At 71.2% G+C, this 21,411-nt stretch carries 22 protein-coding genes; 5 read left to right on the top strand and 17 right to left on the bottom strand.

Annotated features, from left to right (window positions below; translation table 11 throughout):
- The first annotated feature begins 24 nt into the window (after positions 1 to 24).
- The gene (locus OG210_RS28230) at positions 25 to 1,302 is read left to right on the top strand and encodes a glycoside hydrolase family 18 protein (RefSeq protein WP_328324505.1); all 1,278 of its coding nucleotides are present in this window, start codon (positions 25 to 27) and stop codon (positions 1,300 to 1,302) included.
- Between the two features lie 81 nt (positions 1,303 to 1,383).
- On the opposite strand, the gene OG210_RS28225 is transcribed toward OG210_RS28230, so the two are convergent.
- The 5 genes from OG210_RS28225 to OG210_RS28205 form a co-directional block, all read right to left on the bottom strand.
- Complete coding sequence (locus tag OG210_RS28225) at positions 1,384 to 2,025, bottom strand: TetR/AcrR family transcriptional regulator (protein WP_328324507.1); 642 nt, start codon at positions 2,023 to 2,025, stop codon at positions 1,384 to 1,386.
- Between the two features lie 181 nt (positions 2,026 to 2,206).
- The gene (locus tag OG210_RS28220; protein WP_328324508.1) at positions 2,207 to 3,127 is read right to left on the bottom strand and encodes a M56 family metallopeptidase; all 921 of its coding nucleotides are present in this window, start codon (positions 3,125 to 3,127) and stop codon (positions 2,207 to 2,209) included.
- Positions 3,128 to 3,130: 3 nt separating this feature from the next.
- Positions 3,131 to 3,514 carry a BlaI/MecI/CopY family transcriptional regulator gene (locus OG210_RS28215; RefSeq protein ID WP_328324510.1) on the bottom strand — a complete coding sequence of 128 codons (384 nt, stop codon included), beginning with the start codon at positions 3,512 to 3,514 and terminating at the stop codon, positions 3,131 to 3,133.
- A gap of 122 nt (positions 3,515 to 3,636) precedes the next feature.
- Entirely contained in the window at positions 3,637 to 4,410 is a 774-nt protein-coding gene (locus tag OG210_RS28210; protein ID WP_371539283.1) for a polysaccharide deacetylase family protein, read from the bottom strand.
- Positions 4,407 to 5,762, bottom strand: coding sequence for a glycosyltransferase (locus tag OG210_RS28205; RefSeq protein ID WP_371539280.1), 1,356 nt, complete (start codon positions 5,760 to 5,762; stop codon positions 4,407 to 4,409). Before OG210_RS28205 ends, OG210_RS28210 begins: the two co-directional genes overlap by 4 nt.
- A gap of 587 nt (positions 5,763 to 6,349) precedes the next feature.
- On the opposite strand from OG210_RS28205, the gene OG210_RS28200 reads away from it, so the two are divergent.
- Both OG210_RS28200 and OG210_RS28195 read left to right on the top strand, forming a co-directional pair.
- Complete coding sequence (locus tag OG210_RS28200) at positions 6,350 to 7,012, top strand: response regulator transcription factor (RefSeq protein WP_371539277.1); 663 nt, start codon at positions 6,350 to 6,352, stop codon at positions 7,010 to 7,012.
- On the top strand, positions 7,009 to 8,379 hold the full coding sequence (locus OG210_RS28195) for a sensor histidine kinase (protein WP_371539274.1): 1,371 nt from the start codon (positions 7,009 to 7,011) through the stop codon (positions 8,377 to 8,379). The genes OG210_RS28200 and OG210_RS28195 overlap by 4 nt, the downstream gene beginning before the upstream one ends.
- Here the strand turns inward: OG210_RS28195 and OG210_RS28190 are convergent.
- Positions 8,360 to 9,175, bottom strand: coding sequence for a hypothetical protein (locus OG210_RS28190; protein ID WP_328324518.1), 816 nt, complete (start codon positions 9,173 to 9,175; stop codon positions 8,360 to 8,362). The two genes, OG210_RS28195 and OG210_RS28190, sit on opposite strands and share 20 nt — an antisense overlap.
- Positions 9,176 to 9,386: 211 nt before the next feature.
- Between OG210_RS28190 and OG210_RS28185 the strand changes: the two genes are divergently transcribed.
- Entirely contained in the window at positions 9,387 to 10,580 is a 1,194-nt protein-coding gene (locus OG210_RS28185) for a hypothetical protein (RefSeq protein ID WP_328324520.1), read from the top strand.
- Positions 10,581 to 10,815: 235 nt separating this feature from the next.
- Positions 10,816 to 11,610, top strand: coding sequence for a glycoside hydrolase domain-containing protein (locus OG210_RS28180; protein ID WP_371539269.1), 795 nt, complete (start codon positions 10,816 to 10,818; stop codon positions 11,608 to 11,610).
- Positions 11,611 to 11,734: 124 nt separating this feature from the next.
- Here OG210_RS28180 and OG210_RS28175 read toward each other — a convergent pair whose 3' ends face one another.
- The 11 genes from OG210_RS28175 to OG210_RS28125 form a co-directional block, all read right to left on the bottom strand.
- Positions 11,735 to 12,412 (bottom strand): response regulator transcription factor, encoded by a 678-nt coding sequence (locus tag OG210_RS28175; RefSeq protein WP_328324524.1) that lies wholly within the window; start codon positions 12,410 to 12,412, stop codon positions 11,735 to 11,737.
- Entirely contained in the window at positions 12,409 to 13,737 is a 1,329-nt protein-coding gene (locus OG210_RS28170; RefSeq protein WP_371539265.1) for a sensor histidine kinase, read from the bottom strand. The genes OG210_RS28175 and OG210_RS28170 overlap by 4 nt, the downstream gene beginning before the upstream one ends.
- Before the next feature lie 118 nt (positions 13,738 to 13,855).
- On the bottom strand, positions 13,856 to 14,698 hold the full coding sequence (locus tag OG210_RS28165; RefSeq protein ID WP_328324528.1) for an ABC transporter permease: 843 nt from the start codon (positions 14,696 to 14,698) through the stop codon (positions 13,856 to 13,858).
- Positions 14,695 to 15,633, bottom strand: a complete 939-nt coding sequence (locus tag OG210_RS28160; RefSeq protein ID WP_328324530.1) for an ATP-binding cassette domain-containing protein — start codon at positions 15,631 to 15,633, stop codon at positions 14,695 to 14,697. Before OG210_RS28160 ends, OG210_RS28165 begins: the two co-directional genes overlap by 4 nt.
- Before the next feature lie 172 nt (positions 15,634 to 15,805).
- Positions 15,806 to 16,657 carry an isocitrate lyase/PEP mutase family protein gene (locus OG210_RS28155; protein ID WP_328324532.1) on the bottom strand — a complete coding sequence of 284 codons (852 nt, stop codon included), beginning with the start codon at positions 16,655 to 16,657 and terminating at the stop codon, positions 15,806 to 15,808.
- A 135-nt stretch (positions 16,658 to 16,792) separates the two neighbouring features.
- Entirely contained in the window at positions 16,793 to 18,067 is a 1,275-nt protein-coding gene (locus OG210_RS28150; RefSeq protein WP_371539261.1) for a cytochrome P450, read from the bottom strand.
- A 7-nt stretch (positions 18,068 to 18,074) separates the two neighbouring features.
- Positions 18,075 to 18,896: a thioesterase II family protein gene (locus OG210_RS28145; RefSeq protein ID WP_371539258.1), complete on the bottom strand. Its 822-nt coding sequence runs from the start codon at positions 18,894 to 18,896 to the stop codon at positions 18,075 to 18,077.
- A gap of 20 nt (positions 18,897 to 18,916) precedes the next feature.
- Positions 18,917 to 19,135: a hypothetical protein gene (locus tag OG210_RS28140; protein WP_371539256.1), complete on the bottom strand. Its 219-nt coding sequence runs from the start codon at positions 19,133 to 19,135 to the stop codon at positions 18,917 to 18,919.
- 25 nt (positions 19,136 to 19,160) lie between these two features.
- A complete protein-coding gene (locus OG210_RS28135) occupies positions 19,161 to 19,904 on the bottom strand; it encodes an SRPBCC domain-containing protein (RefSeq protein WP_371539253.1) in 744 nt (247 codons plus the stop codon).
- Complete coding sequence (locus OG210_RS28130; RefSeq protein WP_371539250.1) at positions 19,894 to 21,177, bottom strand: cytochrome P450; 1,284 nt, start codon at positions 21,175 to 21,177, stop codon at positions 19,894 to 19,896. Before OG210_RS28130 ends, OG210_RS28135 begins: the two co-directional genes overlap by 11 nt.
- Positions 21,178 to 21,408 (bottom strand): MbtH family protein, encoded by a 231-nt coding sequence (locus OG210_RS28125; RefSeq protein WP_328324543.1) that lies wholly within the window; start codon positions 21,406 to 21,408, stop codon positions 21,178 to 21,180.
- Positions 21,409 to 21,411 lie beyond the last annotated feature (3 nt).

Here is a 21,411-nt window from a genome sequence, read left to right as displayed (position 1 = left end):
GTCCCCTCCCCACAAGGAGACAGCATGTTCGGACGATTCCACCCACGGGCCCGGTTCCGGGCCCTGCTCGCCGCCGCCTGTACGGCAGCCCTCGGCGTCACCATGCTCGCGGGCGCCGGCACGGCATCCGCCGGCGAGCACCACGCCGCGGCGGTCGCCAGGAAGGCAGCGAGCACCGAGGCGGGCACCGGTACGGCCGCGGGCAGCAAGGTCGTCGGGTACTACGCGGACTGGGATGTCTACCAGCGCAACTACCAGGTCAAGAACATCCAGACCTCGGGCTCGGCGGACCGGCTCACGCACATCAACTACGCGTTCGGCAATGTCACCGGCGGCAAGTGCGCCATCGGAGACGCCTACGCCGACTACCAGAAGACGTACGACGCGTCCTCCAGCGTGGACGGCACCGCCGACACCTGGGACCAGCCGGTGGCGGGCAACATCAACCAGCTGCGTGAGCTGAAGAAGCTGCACCCCAACCTCAAGATCCTCTGGTCCTTCGGCGGCTGGACCTGGTCCGGCGGCTTCGGCGAGGCCGCGAAGGACCCGGCCGCCTTCGCGCAGTCCTGCTACGACCTGGTCAAGGACTCCCGCTGGGCGGATGTCTTCGACGGCATCGACATCGACTGGGAGTACCCCAACAACTGCGGCCTCTCCTGCGACACCAGCGGAACGGAGGCCTTCAAGAACGTGATGGCCGCGCTGCGCGCCAAGTTCGGCTCGTCGTCGCTGGTCACCGCCGCGATCACGGCTGACGCATCGGACGGCGGCAAGATGGACTCCACCGACTACGCGGGAGCCGCGCAGTACGTGGACTGGTACAACCCGATGACGTACGACTACTTCGGCGCCTGGGATGCGCAGGGGCCGACCGCCCCGCACTCCCCGCTCACCTCCTACACCGGCATCCCGAAGGCGGGCTTCAACACCGACGCCACGATCACCAAGCTCAAGGGCCTGGGCGTGCCCGCGGACAAGCTGCTGCTGGGTATCGGCTTCTACGGCCGCGGCTGGACCGGTGTGACCCAGGACGCCCCGGGCGGCACCGCGACCGGCCCGGCCCCCGGCACGTACGAGCAGGGGATCGAGGACTACAAGGTCCTCAAGACCAGCTGCCCGGCCACCGGGACCGTCGCCGGGACCGCGTACGCCAAGTGCGGCTCGAACTGGTGGAGTTACGACACCCCGGCCACCATCGCGGGCAAGATGGCCTACAAGAACCAGCAGGGCCTCGGCGGCACCTTCCTCTGGGAGCTCAGCGGCGACACCTCCAACGGCGAGCTGATCCACGCCATCAGCTAGCTAGGACCTGTCACCACACATCCCACATATCAGGGGGTGGAGGGCCGGCCGGCCCTCCACCCCCTGAGCCGGTCCCCGGCCTCACTCCGGGGGCGGCGGCGACGGGCACTCGGCGACGAACTCGCCGATGGTGTCGAGGGTGTTGCGCAGCATCCGGACCAGCAGCTCACGGACCTCCGCGCGGTCGAGCTCCTGGTGGCCGAGCCAGTCGAGCGTGATGCCCTCCACGGCACTCAGCCAGCCCAGCAGCGCGAGCCTGGCCAGGAGCGGGATGTCCCGGCGCCCGTAGGCGCCCTCCGCGATGGTGGCGATGAGCTCCTCGCGGACCGCGTCGCGCAGCGCCTGTACCTGGGTGTCGAAGCCGACGCCGCCGGTCACGATGGTCCGGAAGGCCGCCCTGTTGTGCTGGGCGTAGAGCAGATAGCCCTCGACGGTGCGGTGGACGCGCTCGGCCCGGGGCAGCTCGGTGTCGCTGGCCGCGCGGGCGACCAGCTCGGCCACCGACTCCTCGACGACGGCGAGGTAGTAGCCGCGTTTGCTCTTGAAGTAGTAGTAGATGAGCCCTTTCGCGACCCCCGCGTGCCGGGCGATGTCGTCCATCGACAGCGCGTCGTACGACGTGTCGGCGAACAGTCTCCGCCCGGTGGCGATGAGGTCGGTGCGACGGAGCTGGGAGCGCTCGGTCGGGGTGCGCTGATGTATGTACGGTCCGCTCTGGTTCACGTCCGGCCCTGTTCCGCCACTGCCTCAGGAGGCTGCCACCTGCCTCGGAAGCCCGAAGTATGGCAGACCCCTGAGGCCAAGTGCGCGGGGTCGCAGCACCGTTGACCTGGGACGGCTCAGCGGACCGCACGGTCCGGGAGCCGGCACCGCCCCGCACACGGCGACGTGTGGCGCTGCTGGTTCAGTGGGCCCGCATGGTGATGTGGGAGGTCGTAGCGCCGTCGAAGAGTTGATCCATGTCGTGGGCGGCCAGGGCAAGGCTGGCGCAGCACAGCATCATCAAGGCCGGGAACACCATGGCCAGGCCGCGACGGAAGGGTGTGGGCGCGGCGAGCAGGGCTCGTACGCGTTGGGGCACCGGTCCGCCGGTGGCCGCGAGTGCTGGTTGTGCGGTGCGCTTGGTGGCGAGTGCTGCCCGCGCGACGGCGCGGGCGACGAGCCCGCGGTCGGCCACGACGGCGCCTGCTTCTTCGTCGGCCCAGCGTTCCAGTGCGAACGCGCCGGCTCGGGCGAGGGGACGCAGGAGCGGGTTGACCGCTGCGGCGAGTTGCAGGACGAGCAGGAACAGGTGGTGGCGGCGGTGGAGGTGGGCACGTTCATGGGCAAGCAGCGCGCGCCGTTCATCGGCGGTGAGTGCGCGCAGCATGCCGGAGGAGACCACGACCCTGCCCGGGGCCCCGGGCAGGGCGAAGGCCGTGGGGACGGGGTCGTCGAGCACGGCCAGGTCTCCGGTGGCGGGCAGGTCCCGGCAGTCCCGCCGGGTGTCGACAAGCACCCGCAGCCGGCGCCAGGTGGTCACGGTCACGGTGACCACACATACGAGTACGCCCAGGGTGCAGGCGGCGGCGACGGGCCGGTCGATAGGGGTGTCGATGGCGAGCAGGCGAGGGGACCAGCATCCTTCCTCGGCCACTTCCGGGTCCTGGCCGACCAGGGTGAACCCCGCCATCGCCAGTACGGTCAGCCACGCGCCCGCGGCTGTCACGGCGGCCGACGCGAGCGTCCAGGCAGCCGTGCGGGGCGGCAGTCGCCGGGCCGCCCACGGTGCGGTCAGCGTGAAAATCAGGCTGACCAGCAGCGGTGTACACAGGCTGATCCACACCGTCTAGTCCTCCGCCGGCCCGTGCAGCAGCTGTTCCAGCAGTTGCTCATCCTCGGCCGGCAGCTCGGAGACGAACCGGGCGAGGACGGCAGCCCGGTCCCCACCGCGGTCCAGCAGATCGCGCATTCCCGCCGCGGTGTGCCCGGCCTTGTCCTGGACCGGTGAGTACAGATAGCTGCGCCCGACGCGCTCACGGGTCACCAGGCGCTTGTCGTGCAACCTGGTCAGGATCGTCAGGACGGTCGTGTGAGCGGGGTCACCGGCCACCTGCTCGCGTACCGTGCTCGCCCCCACCGGCCTGCCGGCCGCCCACAGGGCCGCCAGGACTTCGCTCTCCAGCTCGCCGGGCGCACGCCGGCCTGCCGCCGCACCGCCCTGCTCGCTCATGCTTCCCACCGCTGTTCACCACCGCTCGTCGTCCGTCGTCGGCACTCCGCGGCCCCTCACCGGAGCCGGTCGTCGGCCTCGGTCGTCGACGACGTTGCGGAGCGCGCGGAGCACTCAAGGTACTACGGCCTGTAGAAGGGACCTGCGGGTGCTCCTCGCCCGGCCGGGCCCGTACGGGTGTGGTCGCGAAGCGGTCCGACCCTCAGGCCGCCGTCCCGGCAGGTGTCGAGGATGCGGGGCAGCGCGCCGAGGGTGTTGCGCCAGGATCCGGTGGCGGAGGTGCAGTCGGAGTCGTGGAGCAGGATGGTGGCCCCGCCGCGCAGATCGCGGGCGACGGTGTCGTGGACGGAATCCGGTGTCGCCCGGGCACGCCAGTCCTCGCCCCAGGCGCTCCACAGGACAGGCGTCAGACCGAGACGGCGGCAGGCCCGGTAGGTGCCGGTGGTCATGACGCCGTACGGGGGCCGGAACAGGCGGGGCGGGGTGCCGGTGAGGCCGCCGATGGTGTCGCGGGCACGGGCCAGGTCGTCGTACGTGGCCCGGGGGCCCCGCAGCAGCAGCGGGCGGTGGGCCCAGCCGTGCACCGCGATCTCGTGCCCGGCGGCCGACATGGCTTTCACGAGCTGGGGTGAGCGCACCGCCATGGAGCCGAGCAGGAAGAACGTCGCACGCAGCTCCCGGGCTTCCAGCAGGCGCAGGAAATGCGGGGTGGAGAGGTGGTCGGGGCCGTCGTCGAAGGTGAGTGCGACGTGGTCGGAGCGGCCCTGGCCGGACAGCCGGGGCATGAGCCGGTTGCGCAGCGGCCCGAAGGTGGAGATGACGGGCGCGGCGTGGAGAGCGGCGAGCGCGGGCAGCGTCACGGCCCCCGCGCGCAGGAGGGTTCGGGCCGTGGTCATCGTTCGTGTCCGTCCAGGAATCGGGTGAGTGCGCCGAGGTGCGCCGGGGAGTCGCCGTACGCCTCGGCTATCGGGGCGCCGACGCCGAGCAGCACGGTGGCCGCCACCGCCGCGGTCGCGACCGGGACTCCGAGGCGGATGCGGCGGATGGCCGGCCGGCGGCCCCCGGGGCTGACGGCCCTGTCCCGGTGGGGGACCGTGCGCGCGACGGCGGCGACGGCTTGTGCCGGGCCGTTGCCGGGGCGGAACAACGCCAGCCCCCGGGCGCGCTGCTGGTGGCCGAGGGAGCCGTGCAGCAGTTCGTCGAGTACCGGCTTGAGGGAGGCCGGCTGCTGGATCCAGGTGGCGAGGCCGGCCTCCTGCAGGGCGGCGGCGTTGGTCTGTCCGTGACCGGGTATGCAGCGGTAGCTGGCGACCGGCAGGCCGCTGGCGAACGCCTCCAGTGAGGTGAGGCCGCCCGCGTTCTGCACCAGGACATCAGCGGCTGACATGAGGGCCGGCATGTCAGCCACCCAGCCGTACACATGCTCGACACCGGCCTTGCGGAGGCGTTCGGCCAGGGCCTGGTTCCTGCCGCACACCACGACGGGCACCGCAGCACCGCTCTCCTGGATCTCGGCGGCCACCTGCTCCACCGGGCCCACCCCCCAGGAACCCGCGACCAGCAGCGCGAGCGGGGACCGTTCGGGGAGAGCGAAGCGGACGCGTGCCGCGCGCCGCTCCCCGACGGTGGCGGGAGTGAATCGCTCGGCAGCCACCGGGCCGGTCACCGTGACCCCGGCGGCGCCCTGTGCGTGTGCCTGCCCGGCCGGTATCGCGTGCACGGCGAGGTGTACGTCGATACCGGGCGCGACCCACAGGGAGTGGACGGAGAAGTCGGTGAGGTAGGTGATGGCGGGCACCCCGAGACGCCCTCGTGAGCGCATCGCGCCGAGCACTTGGCCGGCCCCGGGGTAGGTCGAGACGACCGCACGGGTGTCCGGGGTGACGGTCCGCAGGGTACGGCGCTCCGCGCTGCGGAACAGGGCACGGACCAGCGGCCCCGGGCGCCCGGTGCGTTCGGTGGCGGCGTAGATCCGCTGGTATCCCGTGGGGGCCCAGGTGAGCAGCCGGTGGTATCCGCCGGACAGCAGCCTCCCCAGCCGGACGGGAAGCAGATCGAGGAAGTCGTGCCGGTCCACCAGAAACCCGTCGGTCTGAAGGCGTCGCGCCAGTTCGTCGGCCGCGCCGTCATGCCCCGCGCCCACGCTCGCCGAAATGATGACGATCCGGGGGGCGGACGGCCGCTGCGACGGGACGTCGGACGACGGCGGGAGAGCACACGCCTTCGCGGAATTGCCACGGTGGGGCACAGCCGATCAGCCTCCATGCTGGTCAGGGCGCGAACGGGAATTGCTTCCGCCGGTCGGCGAGCTGCGATTTCAGGCGCGCGAGAACGGCGCCGCCCGGCACGGTCTGCTCGCTCGGGCCGGAGCCGGGGGCCGCCGCCGAAACTACTACACGATGTAGAACTAAGGGAATGTGCGCCACCCGTACATCCCGGCCCCGGGCGGTCGCACCCCACCCGCACGCACGCTCCGCACGCACCGGACAGGCGGGCAGACGGGCAGACGGGCAGACGGGCAGACGGGCAGACGGGCAGACGGGCAGGCAAACGGAGCCGGTGCGCGGCGTTCACGCGGGAAGCTACTACATGATGTAGAAGTATGGGGAACGCGCCCCACTGGAGGCGCACGCGCAACGCGGGCCGCAGCCGCCTCCGGCTATCGTCTACAGTCACGTAGACGATGAGTCCGGGTGCAGCACTCCGGTCCGACTCGCGCCCCTCTCGCACCATCCGGCGCCCGAACACGCCTCCCACCCCGCACCGGCCCACACCTCAGCCGCTGCCCGGAGGCCCCGCCGCCCCCACCGGGAACCGCAGAAAGGAGACCGAGCCGTGCAGCAGAGGATCCTGGTCGTCGAGGACGATCACGCCTTGCGGGACGTCCTGCGGCGCGGCCTGCGCGACGAGGGCTTCGCGACGGTCCCCGCACCCGACGGCGCGAGCGCCCTGCGGCTGGCCACAGCCGGCATCGACGCGGTGGTGCTGGACGTGGGACTGCCCGATGCCGACGGACGGGATGTGTGCCAGGCGCTGCGCGCCAACGGCTTCCTCTCCCCCGTCATCTTCCTGACCGCCCATCACCGGCTCACCGACCGGCTGACCGGGTTCTCGGCGGGCGGCGACGACTATCTGCCCAAGCCGTTCCATTTCGCGGAACTCGCCGCCAGGTTGCGGGCCGCGCTCAAGCGCACCGGGCCGCCCTCCCCCGCCACGACGGGTGACCTGGTCCTGGACGCCGTCCGGCACTCGATGACGGTCCGGGGCACCTCGGCCGCGCTGACCCCGACGGAGTTCCGGCTGCTGGCCGCGCTCATGGCATCGGCGGGGGCCATCGTCCACAGGCGCGAGCTGATCAGAGCGGGCTGGCCGGAGGGCTCCCAGGTCAGCGACAACAGCCTGGACCAGTACCTCACCCGGCTCCGCCGGAAGCTCCGCGACACGGGCAGCGAGCTGACGATCAGCACCGCACGCGGTGTCGGCCACCAGCTCTCATGACGGCCCTGCCGGCCTGGGTGTGGCCGCGCACCCTGCGGGGTCGGCTCTCCCTGGTCGCGGTGACCACCGCACTGTTGCTGATGGCGATACTCACGGTCGTCTTCAATACGATCGCCCAGCAGCGGCTCCAGCACCAGGCCGACGACCATCTGCGCACCCGGGCCACCGCTGTCGCCACGACGGTCGACACGGCCGGCGGCTCCGTAAGAGTGCTGGAATCACCGAACGACGCGCTGCTGGACGACAACGTGTGGATCTACGCGGGCGGGCTCCTGCTCGAACGTCCGCCGAACAGCTCCGGCGCCCGCTCCCTCACCCGCGCCGCCGACGCCCTCGCCGGACACGGCGGGCAGGGCTGCACGACCCTGCACACCGGCAGAGCGGTCCGGCTGTGTGCCGTGGCCGTCCCGACGACCGACGGCGCCGCGCCTCGCGCGGTCGTGGTCACCGCACTGGACCTCGCGCCCTACCTCAGCTCAGCCGACACCATGCTCTTCGCGTCCATCGCACTGGACATCACCATGCTGGCCTGCACCTACGCCCTCACCCGGCTGGCAGTGGGGCGGGCACTGCGCCCGGTGCACACCATGACGGACCAGGCCACCCGGTGGAGCGCCGCCGACTCCGACGAGCGCTTCCGCGGCAGGGCGGGGCCGACCGAACTCACCCAGCTGGGCGGCTCGTTGGACGCGCTCCTGGACCGCATACGGGCCGTGCTGCGGCACGAGCAGCAGCTGACCAAGGAGCTGTCGCACGAGCTGCGCAATCCGCTGGCCAGGATCGTGGCCGAACTCGACTGGCTGCAGGCCCGTCCCCGTACGGCACAGGAAACCCGGACCGGCCACCTGGCCGTCGCCGACGCCGCGCAGTCCATGCGGGCGATCTGCGAGACCCTGCTCGACGACGCGCGCGCCGGCGCTCGCAGCGAACCCGGCACCGCAGTCGTCCTGGCGGTACTGACCCGACTGGCCGAGGGCCCGAGCGGCCCGCGGACCCCGGGACTCACCGTCGTGGGCGGAGACCCGGAACTGTCCGTCGGGGTCTCCCCCGCGCTGCTCGAACGTATCGTCGGCCCGCTCCTCGACAACGGTCTGCGCCATGCCGACTCAGGTGTCAGCCTGCACGTTTCCGGCCTGCCTGGCGGCGTACGGATCGATGTCACGGACGACGGCCCCGGCGTGCCGGGGCCGTTCGTGCCGTACCTGTTCCACCCCGGCCGGCGTGCGGCCCCCGACGACGAGCACACCGGAGCGGGCCTGGGACTGTCGCTCGCGCGACGCCTGGCCCGCTCCGCAGGTGGTGATGTGCGTTACGACGAACTGCACGCCACCGGTGCCCGGTTCGTCGTCAGTCTGCCGGCTGGGTGAGTTCCCGGGGCTCCGTCGAGTCCCGCCGCGCCACGGTCAGATATACGACCAGTGCCAGAATCACCGCCAGGAACAGCACACTGGTCACCGTGGTTCCCAGGCCGAGCCCGCCGTCGCCGGTCGGCTGCGAGAGGTAGTCGCCCATGGAAGCTCCCAGCGGGCGCGTGAGCACGTAGGCGATCCAGAAGCTCCAGACGGCGTTCAGGCCCATCGCGAAGTGCGCCACCCCGACCGCGGCGATGGCCAGCGCGAACAGCACCGCGGACACCCAGTAGCCCAGGGAAAGCTGCTCGGCGACGAGGTCACCGGCGGCCGTTCCGAGCGCGAAGGTGAACAGCACAGCGAGCCAGTAGTAGACCTCCCGGCTCACCGTGTCGATGGTGTGGATGGAAAGGGTCCGCTCGGCTCGGTACCAGGCGACGAACACCACCGCGAGCACCGCGGCGAACGCGGCGGTGGTGTCCTGCAGCGGCACTCCCAGGTTGTCGGTCAGATTGTCGCTGATCAGGGTTCCGACCACACTGATCAGCACGACGGCCAGCCAGTAGATCCCCGGCCGGTAGGTGTTGGCGCGGAACTGGACGACCAGGGCCACCACCAGCAGCACACTCATGACGAGCGAGGTACCGGTCAGCCCCAGCCCCATCTGGGAATTGAGATAGTCGGCCCCGGTCTCACCGACCGTCGTGCAGAGCACTTTGATCACCCAGAAGTAGACGGTGACCTCGGGAACCTTGTTCCAACGCAGGCCGTGGCCACGAGCCGCGCCGGGCCTGCTGTACGTATCGGATGTCATGACGCCAGACCGTGCCATCGGAAACCTGAACACATCCTGAGTGCCGCCCCGCCCCGTCCGGCACTCCTGTCCCACTCCCGGCCGCCACCCGCCTGCCCTGCCCCGCTCGCGCGCGCAGCACGCGCCACGCACCATCGGGGAGGTGGGGATGTCAGAGTCCAGGACGAGCGGGAGTCAGTGCGTCTCGTCGCACCGGCAGCGGAGGTGAGTGGTGCCTGCCGATCCCGCAGTGGGCGCACCTCCCCGCACCGAGCGCGCCCTCCGCCCGTCGCACCGGGCGCGTGGCGCACTGCGCAGGGCCGCTCCTGCTCTGGTGCTGTACGCCGTGGCGCGCCTGGCGGGCCTGGCCGTCGCGGCCACTGTCGCGCTGACGACGCACCGGCCGGTGTGGGCGGCGCTGGGCGACTCCTGGGACAGCAGATGGTATGCACATATCGCCCGGCACGGTTATGGCACGGTGATCCCCGGCAGGCTTCCCGGCACGACGCGCAGTGATCTGGCGTTCTTCCCGCTCTTCCCCGGTCTGGAGCGGGGAGTTGCCACACTCGCTCCGATCAGCCTGACGATTGCCGGACTGGTCGTGGCCTGGCTCTCCGCGGGGGCCGCCGCCTGGGGCATCTACGCCGTCGGTGAGCGCTTGCACGGCCGCCGGACCGGGACGTTCCTCGTCCTGCTGTGGGGGCTGCTCCCGCACGCCGTCGTGGAAACCATGGCCTACAGCGAACCGCTGATGACGGCGCTGGCCGCCTGGTCGCTGTACGCGCTCCTCACCCGCCGCTGGCTGTGGGCCGGAGCTCTGGCCCTGCTCGCCGGGCTGACGCGCCCCAACGCCATCGCTGTCGCGGTCGCGGTGATCAGCGCGGCAGGACTCGCACTCCTGCGGAGAAAGGATCTCCGGCGCGACTGGCGGATCTGGGCCGGCGCGGCCCTCGCACCGCTCGGCTGGCTCGGCTACGCGGCCTGGGTGGGCCACCGCTCGGGCAGCCCGCTCGGTTACTTCAGGATCCAGCGGGAATGGGGCTCCCGCTTCGACTTCGGCGCGAGTGAGTTCCACTTCGTCCGGCGGCTCTTCACGGACCGGGGCGCCGCACCGCATCTGGCCTACGACATGGCCGCCGCTGTCCTGCTCGCCGCCGTGGCCGCGTTCGTCCTGCTCGCCATGGACCGGCCGCCGCTGTCCTTGGTCGTCTACTCCTTCGTGCTCCTCGTCATCGCGATCGGCGGCACCGGGTTCTACGCCTCCCGGCCACGCTTCCTCCTGCCCGCGTTTCCACTGCTGCTTCCCCCGGCACTCGCCCTGACGAAGGCCCGGCCGCGCACCGCCGTCGTCCTCATCGCCACCGTTGCCGCGGTCTCCGTGACCTACGGGGCGTACACGCTGTACTACGCCCACACCGCGCCATGAAGGCTCCCCGGCGCCGCAGAAGTAATGGGCACGTCAAGCTTAGATCACAGGTCGGCACAACTCCTCCACAACCTGCCTGAGTTGATCACGGTCGTGAGATGCTGCACATCCGCCGAGACGGCTGCCCGCATGCCCGTCTCCGGCCACTGCCTTGCTCTCTTTTCCTCCTCCTTCGAGAACCGTCGAGGTCTCTGTGCCGAATCACCGCATATCCAAAAAGCGGCGCTATATCGCCATGTCTCTGACAGGTGCGGGCGTTCTGGCCGGTGGCGCCTTCGCGGCTGCGGCCGCCAACGCCACGACCGTCACCCGGCCCGCGCCCACGGTCTTCACCGGACACGCCTTCGACACCTGCACCGCTCCCTCACTGACCGCGATGAAGGGCTGGTACGCCTCGTCCGTCTACCGCGGCGCGGCCGTGTACGTCGGCGGGAAGAACCGGGGCTGTGCGCAGCCGCAGCTCACCGCCTCCTGGGTGAAGTCCGTGAGCGCCACCGGCTGGAAGCTGATCCCGCTGTACGTCGGCGCGCAGCCGCCGTGTCAGACCAGCAACAACCCGGAGAAGATCACCGCCGCCAACGCCACCTCGCTCGGTGCCACCGACGCCGCCGACGCCGTGGCGAAGGAGGCGGGACTCGGCATGAAGACGGGCAGCCCCGTGTACCTGGACATGGAGTACTTCGATCCGGCCAACACGTCCTGCGTGAACACCGTGCTCGCCTATGTCCGTTCCTTCGACAAGACCGTCAAGGCCAAGGGCTACTGGTCCGGCTTCTACGGGTTCAGCAACTCCAGCGCCGCCGTCATCGCCAACGCCAGGACACGCACCGACCTGCCGGAGATCCTCTGGTACGCGCGCTACGACGACATCTACTCCACCACCAAGGGCTTCCCGTACGCCTCGACCCTGTACACCGGGCACCGCCGCGGCCACCAGTTCGCCGTCAACAAGAAGGTGACCCACACCGGGGGCACCCTCACCATCGACCGTGACGCCTGGGACGCACCGGTCGCCGTCGTGGCGAAGTAGCCGCGCGGACAGCGCCGTCGGCCCACTCACCGGCTGTTCCGTCGCTCCCGCAGCACATCCCGGGGAGCGGCGGAGCCCCGCCCGCGCGGCCCTTCCTGCCGGCGGTCCTGGACAAGTCCCCGTGTCACCGCGGGCGGTTCGGCCGGGTCAGGCCGAGGTCGTAGGCCAGTATCACCGCGTGCACCCGGTCCCTGGCGCCCATCTTCGCCAGCACGCGACCGACGTGTGTCTTCACCGTCGACCCGGAGAGCACCAGCCGTTCCGCGATCTCGCCGTTGGTCCAGCCCTGTCCCAGAGCGACCAGGATCTGATGTTCCCGCTCGGTCAGCGAGCTCAGCCGGGTGTCGTCAGCCCGTACTTCCTCGGGGGCCCGGGCGGGCAGGTGGTGCGCGTAGGCATCGAGGAGTCTGCGGGTGAGCGCGGGAGCGATGACCGCGTCTCCAGCGGCCACCGCGCGGATACCGGCGAGGAGTTCCTCGGGCAGGGCGTCCTTGAGGAGGAAGCCGCTGGCTCCCGCGCGCAGCGCCGCGTGTGCGTATTCGTCCAGGTCGAAGGTTGTCAGCACCAGGATGCGGGACCGGCCGCCGGCCGCCACGATGCGGCGGGTGGCTTCGATGCCGTCGATGCCCGGCATCCGCACGTCCATCAGTACGACGTCGGGCCGCAGTTCCGCGGTCGCCCGGACGGCCTCCGCGCCGTGTGCGGCCTCGCCGACGACCTCGGTGTGGGGCGTGCTCTCCAGGAGCATACGGAAGCCGAAGCGCTGCAGGGGCTGGTCGTCGACGATGAGCACAGTCGTCATGACGCCTCACACCGGTGCAGGCGGGCAGGCACGGCGGGAGGCGGAGCGGGGTCCAGCCGGGTCTCCACCGCCCAGCCGCCGCCGGGCCTCGGCCCGGCCGTGACGGTACCGCCGTAGAGGGCCGCACGCTCGGCCATACCGGCGATGCCCTGCCCGCTGGGCCAGGAACGCCCCACGTCGGTGTGTCCGGTGTCCGGCCCGGCCGGAACGGTCCGGCCGTCCGCCGGACCCGTGTCCTCGACCCGGATACGGATCCCCCCGGCATCGGCGGCCACGGTGAGGAAGGTCCTGGTGTCAGGTCCGGCGTGCTTGAGAGCGTTGGTCAGCGACTCCTGGGCGATTCTGTAGACGGTCAGCTGCACCCCCTCGTTCAGGGTGTCCAGATCACCGGCGGTGCGGTAGGCCACCTCGGGACCTGCGACCCGGACTCGCTCGCACAGGGCTTCGAGGTCGGCGATTCCGGGTTGCGGACTGAGTTCGGGCCCCTGCGGCCCAGGTCCGGGTTCCTCCCGGAGTACGCCGAGCATCCGGCGCAGCTCGCCGAGCGCCTGCCGGCTGGTCCCCGCGATCAGCTGGAGTGCTTCCTTGCTTCGTTCGGGTACGACATCGGCCGCGTAGGCACCGCCGTCCGCCAGGCCGATGATCACGGACAGGTTGTGGCCGATGATGTCGTGCATCTCCCGTGCCACCCGGGCCCGTTCGGCAGCGGCGGCCAGTCTGTTCTGCTGGTCCCGCTCGCGTTCCAGTCGGGCCGCGCGCTCCCGCAGCGCCCCCAGGTGAGCCTGCCCGATCCGTACGCCCAGGCCGAGGGCGACCGCCGCGGTGGCGGCGCTGCACAGGAAGAACATGGCCTCGAAAGGCGACGCCACGGTGGAGACCCGCAGAACCACCAGCACCATCGCCGCCACCGTGACACCGCAGACCCACGGCAGGTACCGCAGCCCGCCTCGCCTCGCCACACCGTAGAGGGCGATGAACAGAGCGATATCGATGTGCAGCCACACATCCATCGACCACTGGAGCAGGAAGACCGTCATCACGGCGGCGAACACGGTGACGGGCCTGCTGCGCCGCCACAGCAGCGGCAGTGCCAGCCCCAGCTGCAGGGCGACAGCTCCCACGACCGGGAAGTCCGTGACACGGACGAGTTCGTCGCGATCGCCCCGGTGCAGCAGGTCCGGCAGGCCGAAGAGCAGCAGGACGAGGACGACCAGCCCGGTGTTCAGCAGCCAGGGCCGGCTCCGGTGGTCCTGGCGCAGGCGTCGTCCGCCGCGTATCAGACGAGCCACCAGAGGGTGTTCCCACAGCAGGTCCTCGTTCGCCATGTGTGTCACCACCCCATCATCCGCGACCCGCCGGGTGACACCGCCGAGGGGCGGGCGGAGCCACCCGGCGGGATCCGGGTACGTGCGGGGCGGGGCCGTGCGTCCCGCTCGCCGCTGGTCAGACGTCGGTGCGCGTGAGCCGGTAGGCGGCTGCCGCCAGGGCCAGCACCGTCCACCCGATGAAGACCGCCAGACCGGCGCCTGCCGAGAGCGCCGGGGCGCTGTTGTGGAGCGTGAAGACCGATTCGCCCGCGTTGCTGGGCAGGTAGGGGCTGATGTTGTCCCGCCAGGAACCGGGCAGCAGCGAGACCAGTCCCGGTACCAGCATCAGAGCCCCGACCAGAACCGAGATCCCTCCGGCGACCGAGCGCAGCAGCGCGCCCAGGGCGACACCGACCACACCGACCAGACCGAGGTAGAGGCCCGCTCCCAGGAGGCTGCGCACGACACCCGCGTCCGACAGGGAGAGCGCCGCGGGCGTGCCCGAGACGATGACGCTGCCGAAGAGGAAGACGACGATGGCGCCGACGCTGCTGAGTACGAGGGCGATCACCCCGAACACGGCGGCCTTGGACCACAGAACGGGCAGCCTGCGCGGGACCGCGGCCAGGGTGGACCGGATCATCCCGGTCGAGTACTCCCCGGCGGCGACCAGCACACCGAGGACGCCGAGGGCCAGCTGGGCGAAGTTCGTCCCGAAGAGCGACAGACTGACCGCCGTGGCGTCGGCGAAGTCCTTGTCCATGGGCCTTCCGGACCCGATGCCCGACTTGTAGCGGGCCGACGCGATGAGCCCGAAAGCCACCATGAAGACCAGGGCGAGGCCCAGGGTGATCCAGGTGGAGCGCAGGGACCAGAGTTTGGCCCACTCCGAACGCAGCACCCGGGGGCCGCTCACCCGGTAGGACGGCCGCGCCGCCTGAACCGGGCTGTCGGCCGGCGCTTCTGTGACGGTGCTCATGCGGCACTCCTGGTGGTCTCGGTGCCTGCGGCGGAGCCGTGGTACTCGACGGAATCCCGGGTCAGGTCCATGAACGCCTGTTCCAGCGAGACGGTCTTGGCGGTCAGTTCGTACACGGCGATGGCGTGCTCGGCGGCCCGGGTCCCGATGTCGCGCGCGGAGAGGCCGGTGACCTGCAGCTCTTCCGAGCCTGCCCGGCCGGTGATGTCGACGCCGGGGCCGGTGAGAACCTCGCGCAGCCGGACCGGGTCGGAGCTGGCGACCTTGACCGTGTCACCGCCTGCCTGCCGCACCAGGTCGTGGACCGTGGTGTCGGCCAGCAGCCTGCCACGTCCGACGATGATGAGGTGATCGGCGATCAGCGCCATCTCGCTCATCAGGTGCGAGGAGACGAAGACGGTACGCCCCTCCTCAGCCAGACCGATGAGCAGATTCCTGATCCACAGGACCCCCTCGGGGTCCAGGCCGTTGACCGGTTCGTCGAGCATGATCGTCGCAGGATCGCCCAGCAGGGCGGCCGCGATCCCCAGCCGCTGCCCCATCCCGAGGGAGAACGCGCCGGCACGGCGCTTCGCCACCTGCTGCAGGCCGGTCATCCCGATGACCTCATCCACCCGCCTCCGTGGGATCCCATGGGTGTACGCCTGCGCCATCAGGTGGTTGAAGGCCGAGCGCCCGGGGTGGATCGACTTGGCTTCGAGCAGCGCACCGACCTCCTGAAGCGGCGCGGTGTGCTCGGCGTAGAGGCGCCCGTTGACGGTGACCGAACCGCTGGTCGGCGCGTCCAGGCCCACGATCATCCGCATGGTCGTCGACTTCCCCGCGCCGTTCGGACCGAGGAAGCCGGTCACCGTGCCGGGCAGCACCGTGAAGTCGAGGCGATCGACCGCCGCCTTGTCCCCGTAGCGTTTGGACAACTGGTGCGCCTCGATCATCGGTTCGCCCTCACCTCAGGCAGCCGGACCGTCCCGGCTCGCGTCACCCCACGCTAGGAGCGGGGAACGCGTCCGCCGTGGTACCCAGGGCTCGTCCCGGCCTCGCCCGTCATACCCAGGTACTACGGGCGTGGGCCGGTCCCCCGTAGAACCCCTCACCTGCCCCGGGACGTCACAGCGCGGGAGCCGTGCGCATCCCCCGGAGATTGCCGTTCAGCAGCTCGATGGACTGGGCGACACCGATTCCGGCGCCCTCGGCTGCGGGCAGCCGTCCGTCCGCTGCCCGGAGTCCGGCCAGCGCACTGTCCATCGCCTCGTGCGCGGCGAACAGGCACGGCGTGCTGTAGATCGCCACGTCCACACCGGCTTCGCCCAGCTCGGGCAGCGAAAGCCGCGGGGAGCGGCCTCCCGCGATCTGGTTGAACAGCAGTGGTTTGTCACCGATGCTCTGCCGGATGCGCCGGACAGCGGCCACATCGCGGACCCCGTCGACCAGCACCACATCCGCGTCGGTGGCCGCCAGCGCCTTGGCCCGTGTCAGGATCTCGGCCTCGTCCGTGGCGTCCGTACGCGCCACCACCAGCAGATCGGTCCGGCAGGCCAGCACCCGCTCCAGCTTTTCGAGGTACTCGTCGAGCGGCAGGATCTGCTTCCCGGCCACGTGCCCGCACCGGCGGGGGCGCTTCTGGTCCTCCAGGATCACACCCGAGGCGCCGATCCGCTCCAGACGCCGCACGACGTGGCAGGCCACTTCCGGATCGCCGTAACCGTCGTCGACATCCACCAGCAGATGATGCGCCGGAAAGGCTCCGCGGAGCCTTTCCACGAAGGCCACCATGTCCGGCCAGGCGATGAACCCGATGTCCGGCAGCCCGTAGTGGGATGCGGCGAAGCCGAAGCCCGACACGAACATCCCGTCGTAGTGCGAGGCCGCGATCGACGCCGAGTACATGTCGTACACGCCGATCAACGGCGTCGTTCCCGCTGTACCGATCGCATCGCGCAGCGCTTTTCCGTGACGCATCGAACCATCTCCCTTGTCGGGGCCGCCGTGTTTCGCGCTGCCCAACAGCCCCCGTCCCACACGGGTCACGCCGGGAACGAACGTGTTCAGGCTGCGTTCAGCAAGCCACCGCCACGGACGCGGGCGGGACGGCTGTCAGATCCGCACCCGCAGGTGCGGCAGCCGCGGCGCCGCCCCCGGAATGGCGGTGCGGTGCAGGCTGTCCGGGCCGTCGGCCAGGCAGAGGTCCGGGTAGCGGGCGAGGAGGGTCTTCAGCGCGATCTCGCACTGCAGCCGGGACAGGGCGGCTCCTACGCAGTAGTGGATGCCGTGGCCGAAGCCGATGTGGTTCTCGCCGCCGTCCTGCGGGACGCGGGTGATGTCGAGGCGGTCGGGGGCGTCGTAGCGGCGCGGGTCGCGGTTGGCGGAGACCAGGATGAACTGGACGCAGTCGCCCTTGCGGATGCGGGTGCCCCGGAAGTCGGCGTCCTCGGCCGCGATGCGCATGCGCACCATGATGTCGGGGCCGCCCCAGCGGATGAACTCGTCGACGGCGCCCGGCATCAGGCCCGGGTCGTCCCGCAGCAGCCGCAGCTGATCCGGATGCGTGAGGAGAGCGGCGACGCTGTTGATGAGGAGCTGGGCGGTGTTGTCGTAGCCGGCCATGACCACGTTGAGGACCATGGCGACGGCTTCTTCGTCGGACAGCCGGAACCTGTCGTCGTCGCGTGCCGCGGCGAGCGTGGTCAGCAGGTCGTCGCCGGGTTCGCGGCGCCGCTCGTCGAGCAGCCCGAGGACCGTGTTGATCACTGCCGGGGAGGATTCCCGCAGCCGCCCGGCCTCCATGACGAGGATGTCGTCGCCCCAGCGGCGGAAGACCGGGCGGGCCTTCTCGGGGACGCCGGTCAGTTCGCAGACGATGGTGACGGCCAGGGGGTACGCGTATCCGTCGACGAGTTCGAGGACGCCGTCGGGCGAGCACCGGTGGAGGTCGTCCAGCAGCCCGGCGGTGAGCCGCTCGACACGGGCCCGCAGGTCCTGCATACGGCGGGCGGTGAAGGCACGGGCGACGACGCCCCGCAGGCGGGTGTGGTCCGGCGGGTCGATGTCGAGAGCGGACACCAGGAAGTACTTCCTGACCTCGTCGGGGAGGTTGAGCATGTCCACCAGGACCTGGCGCGGGTCCTCGCCGGTGTGGCCGTCCACCGCGTCCGGCGTGTTCACGAAGCGGGGGTCGCGCAGGCCCGCGCGGACATCGTCGTAGCGGGTGATCAGCCAGACCGGCTGGGTGTCGGTGAGCCAGCCACGTACCACGGGGCCCTGTTCGCGGATCTTGCCGAAGCCGGCGGCGGGGTCGGCCTGCAGGGCCGGTTCGAGAAGGTACGGCTCCTTCGCCGGGCGGCGCATGGGTGATTCGCTCAGATCCAGCATGCTGTGCTCAACCCTCGTCGGTGTCTTGCGGGTTGCCCCGGAGCCGGGTGCTGATGTCGCGGACCAGTTCGCCCTCGTGCGGCACCAGGTAGAAGTGGTCGCCGGGAAAGGTGCGCAGGTCGAAGCGGCCCGGCCCGGTCAGCTCCGCCCAGGCGCCCACGTCGTCCGCCGGGCAGTGGGCGTCGTCCAATCCGGTGTAGGCGGTGATGGGGGTGCGCAGCACAGCGGGCCGCGGCGGCCGGTACGTCTCGATGAGGCGGTAGTCCGCGCGCAGGGCCGGCAGCAGCAACTCCCGCAGTTCCGGGATGTCGTAGACCTCCGACTGGTAGTCGCCCAGAGCGCGCACGGTGGCGATCAGACCCGCGTCGTCGCCGGCGTGGATACCGGCCGGCCGTGCACGGTGCGGGGCGGCGCGCCCGGAGACGTACAGCCGGTCCGGACGTACCCGGCGGGCCTCCAGACGGACCGCCACCTCGTAGGCGATGGCGGAGCCCATACTGTGCCCGAACAGGGCGAGCGGGACATCGAGATGGGCGGTGAGGGCCTCGGTGACGGCGTCGGCCATCTCCGCCATGTTCTCGACGCACGGCTCGGCCAGCCGGTCCTGGCGTCCCGGGTAGCGCACGGCCAGGAGCTCGACGTCGGAGGGCAGGTGGGCGGTCCAGTCGTGGAAGAGCTGGGCCGTGCCGCCAGCGTGCGGGAAGCACACCAGGCGGCGGGCGGGCCGGGGCGCGGCGCACCGGTGGACACGGAACCACCGGTCGGTGGTGGGGCGGCGGCGTGCCACCGGGCCGGGCGCGGCGGTCAACGTCGGACGGGTGAGGGGCATGGTCGGTGTGGCCTTCTGGCTCAGCGGAACGCGGCGGACTGGCGGGAGTTCAACAGGGAGAGGAAGTACGGCAGTTTGTCCATGGCGCGCTGCGGCACGACCGAGGTCTGGACGGTGCCGTGGATCCGGTCCGTGACCACGAGCGTGTAGACGCCGCCCTCCTCGACGAGTTCGGCGGAATACACGAGTGCCGGTGCCGGTGCCGGTGCCGGTGTCTGTGTCTGTGTCTGTGTCTGCATGGGTGGTGTCCTTCGTGCCGTGCTGTCAGGGGGCCGACTCCGCCAGCCACATGTCCCAGTCCCGGGTCGCGGCCTCGACGTCCGCGTCGGCCGCGAAGAGGTGGTGGCCGACCCAGAGGGGCCACTTCCAGGCGCTGCCGTTGTAGAAGCGGTACAGCGCGTCCGGGGTGCGCAGACCGAGGAAGTCCGCGTCGGTGTAGTCGACGTGCGCCTCGACGGGGCCGCCGGGGGTGTCCGGGAGGGTGACCTTCACCGTGTCGCCCGCGGTGGCGGTGCCCGGTACGCCGAGCCGGTCGCGTACGGCGGAGAAGGCGTCGGGGGACGAAGGGGGGCCGGGCCGACTGGCCTTGACGTAACCGGCGGGCCGTCCGTCGAAGTGGCGGAGGTACTCGGAGAGGCTGTGCTGGTAGAAGTCCACGTGCCTCTCGGCGGCGTCGGCGCGGGTGTCCCAGCCGTCGTCGGGGGTGCCCGTGTGCACCCAGTGGATGCCCATGGAGAGAAGCGAGGTCCCGTCGTCCCCGGCGTCGACGGCGTAGCTGAGGGTGTTGGTGAAGCCGTCCTGGTCCGGGGTGCGGCAGGCGAAGCGGTGCGGCGGCTGCCACTCGACCACGGTGGACGAGCCGCGCGACACCGCACCGCCGGTGCCCGGCTCGATCTCCATCGGGTAGAGCCAGCCGGCGTTGCCCTCACCGGTGGCGACGGCGCGCCACACCCGCTCGGGCGGGCAGGGCAGCACCTGGTCGCGTCGCACCTGGAACTCACGCGGCATGTCGATCACTTCTCCGGTCGTAGGTGAGAGGGAGCGCCGTCAGGCGGCGCTGCAGCGGGTTGGGCCGCCAGTCGAGTTCCTCGGGCCCGACGGCCGCACGGAGCCCCGGCAGCCGTCGCACCAGCGTGCCGATGGCGAGTTCCGCCTCCAGCCGTGCCAGGGGCGCGCCGAGGCAGAAGTGCGGGCCGTGGCCGAACCCGAGGTGGCGGGAGGCCCCCGGCCGGGTCAGGTCGAACCGGTCGGGATCGTCGTAGCGGCCGGGGTCCCGGCCCGCCGACGCCAGCACCAGGTAGACCAGGTCGCCGGGGGCCAGGGTCTGCCCGCCGATGGTGACCTCGTCGGCGGCCACCCGGACGATGGCCTGGCTGGGGCTGTCGTAGCGGACGAGTTCGTCGACCGCGGTGCGGATCAGTTCGGGCCGGTCGCGCAGCAGGTCCAGCTGGTCCGGGTGGTTCAGCAGGGCGAGCAGGCCGTTGCCGATGAGGTTGGTGGTGGTCTCGTCGCCCGCGGTGATGAGCACGAAGCAGGTCGAGAGCAACTCCTCGTCGGTGAGCCGGTCGTCGTGTCCCTGCGCTGTGACCAGAGCGCTGATCAGGTCGTCGCCCGGGCGGGCGCGCCGCTCGCGGGCGAGCCGCATGAGGTACGCCTCGAACTCGTCCACCACCTGCTCGGCGCGGTCGATGTCCTCGTGGATCCGGCCCAGCCCGCGGAACCACTCCTTGACCTGCTCCCGGTCGGCCTCAGGGATGCCGAACAGCTCACAGACGACCGTGTGCGGCAGCGGCGAGGCCACGGCCGCGAGCACGTCGAACGGTCCGCCGGTGGCCACGGCCCCGTCGACCAGCCGGTCGACCACCACCTGGATCCGCTCGCGCAGCTCCTCCACCCGGCGTGCGGTGAACGCCTTGTTGACCAGTTTGCGCAGCCGGGCGTGGTCCGGCGGGTCGGTGTTGCTCATCACCGGGCCGAGCCGGGCGGTGAGCCGGCTCAGGTCGCGCAGCCGGCCGTCGCGTGCGACCAGGGCCTGGGTCATCCGGTCCCCGTCGTTGGACAACCGGACGTCGGCGAGGGCCTGTTCGGCGTCCGCGTACCGGGTGACGTACCAGATGCCCTGCGCCGTCCGGTGGACCGGGCTCTCCCGGCGCATACGGGCGTAGAAGGGGTACGGGTCGCGGCGGAAGGCGTCCGTCGCCATGGCCGCCGCGTAGTCGGGTACGGGGGGCGGGGCGTGAGCCGCGAGGCCGGTCACGCCACTGTCCGTCGGGGTGCTCACTCAGGCCCCCTGCGCCCCGCCGGCCGCGTTCACCGCGTCGACCAGGCTCTTGGGCCGCATGTCGGTCCAGGTGCGCTCGACGTACTCGACGCACGCCTGCCGGCTGTCCTCGGGGTGGGCGACGGTCCAGCCGGCGGGCACGTCGGCGAAGGCGGGCCACAGTGAGTACTGGGCCTCGTCGTTGACGAGCACCAGGTACGTGGCGTCGGCGTCCTCGAAGGGGTTGGTCATGGC

The organism is Streptomyces sp. NBC_00466, from assembly GCF_041433995.1.
GTDB lineage: Bacteria > Actinomycetota > Actinomycetes > Streptomycetales > Streptomycetaceae > Streptomyces.
Note: the sequence above shows the minus strand (reverse complement) of the source record. Positions and strands in the feature narration are given on the sequence as shown.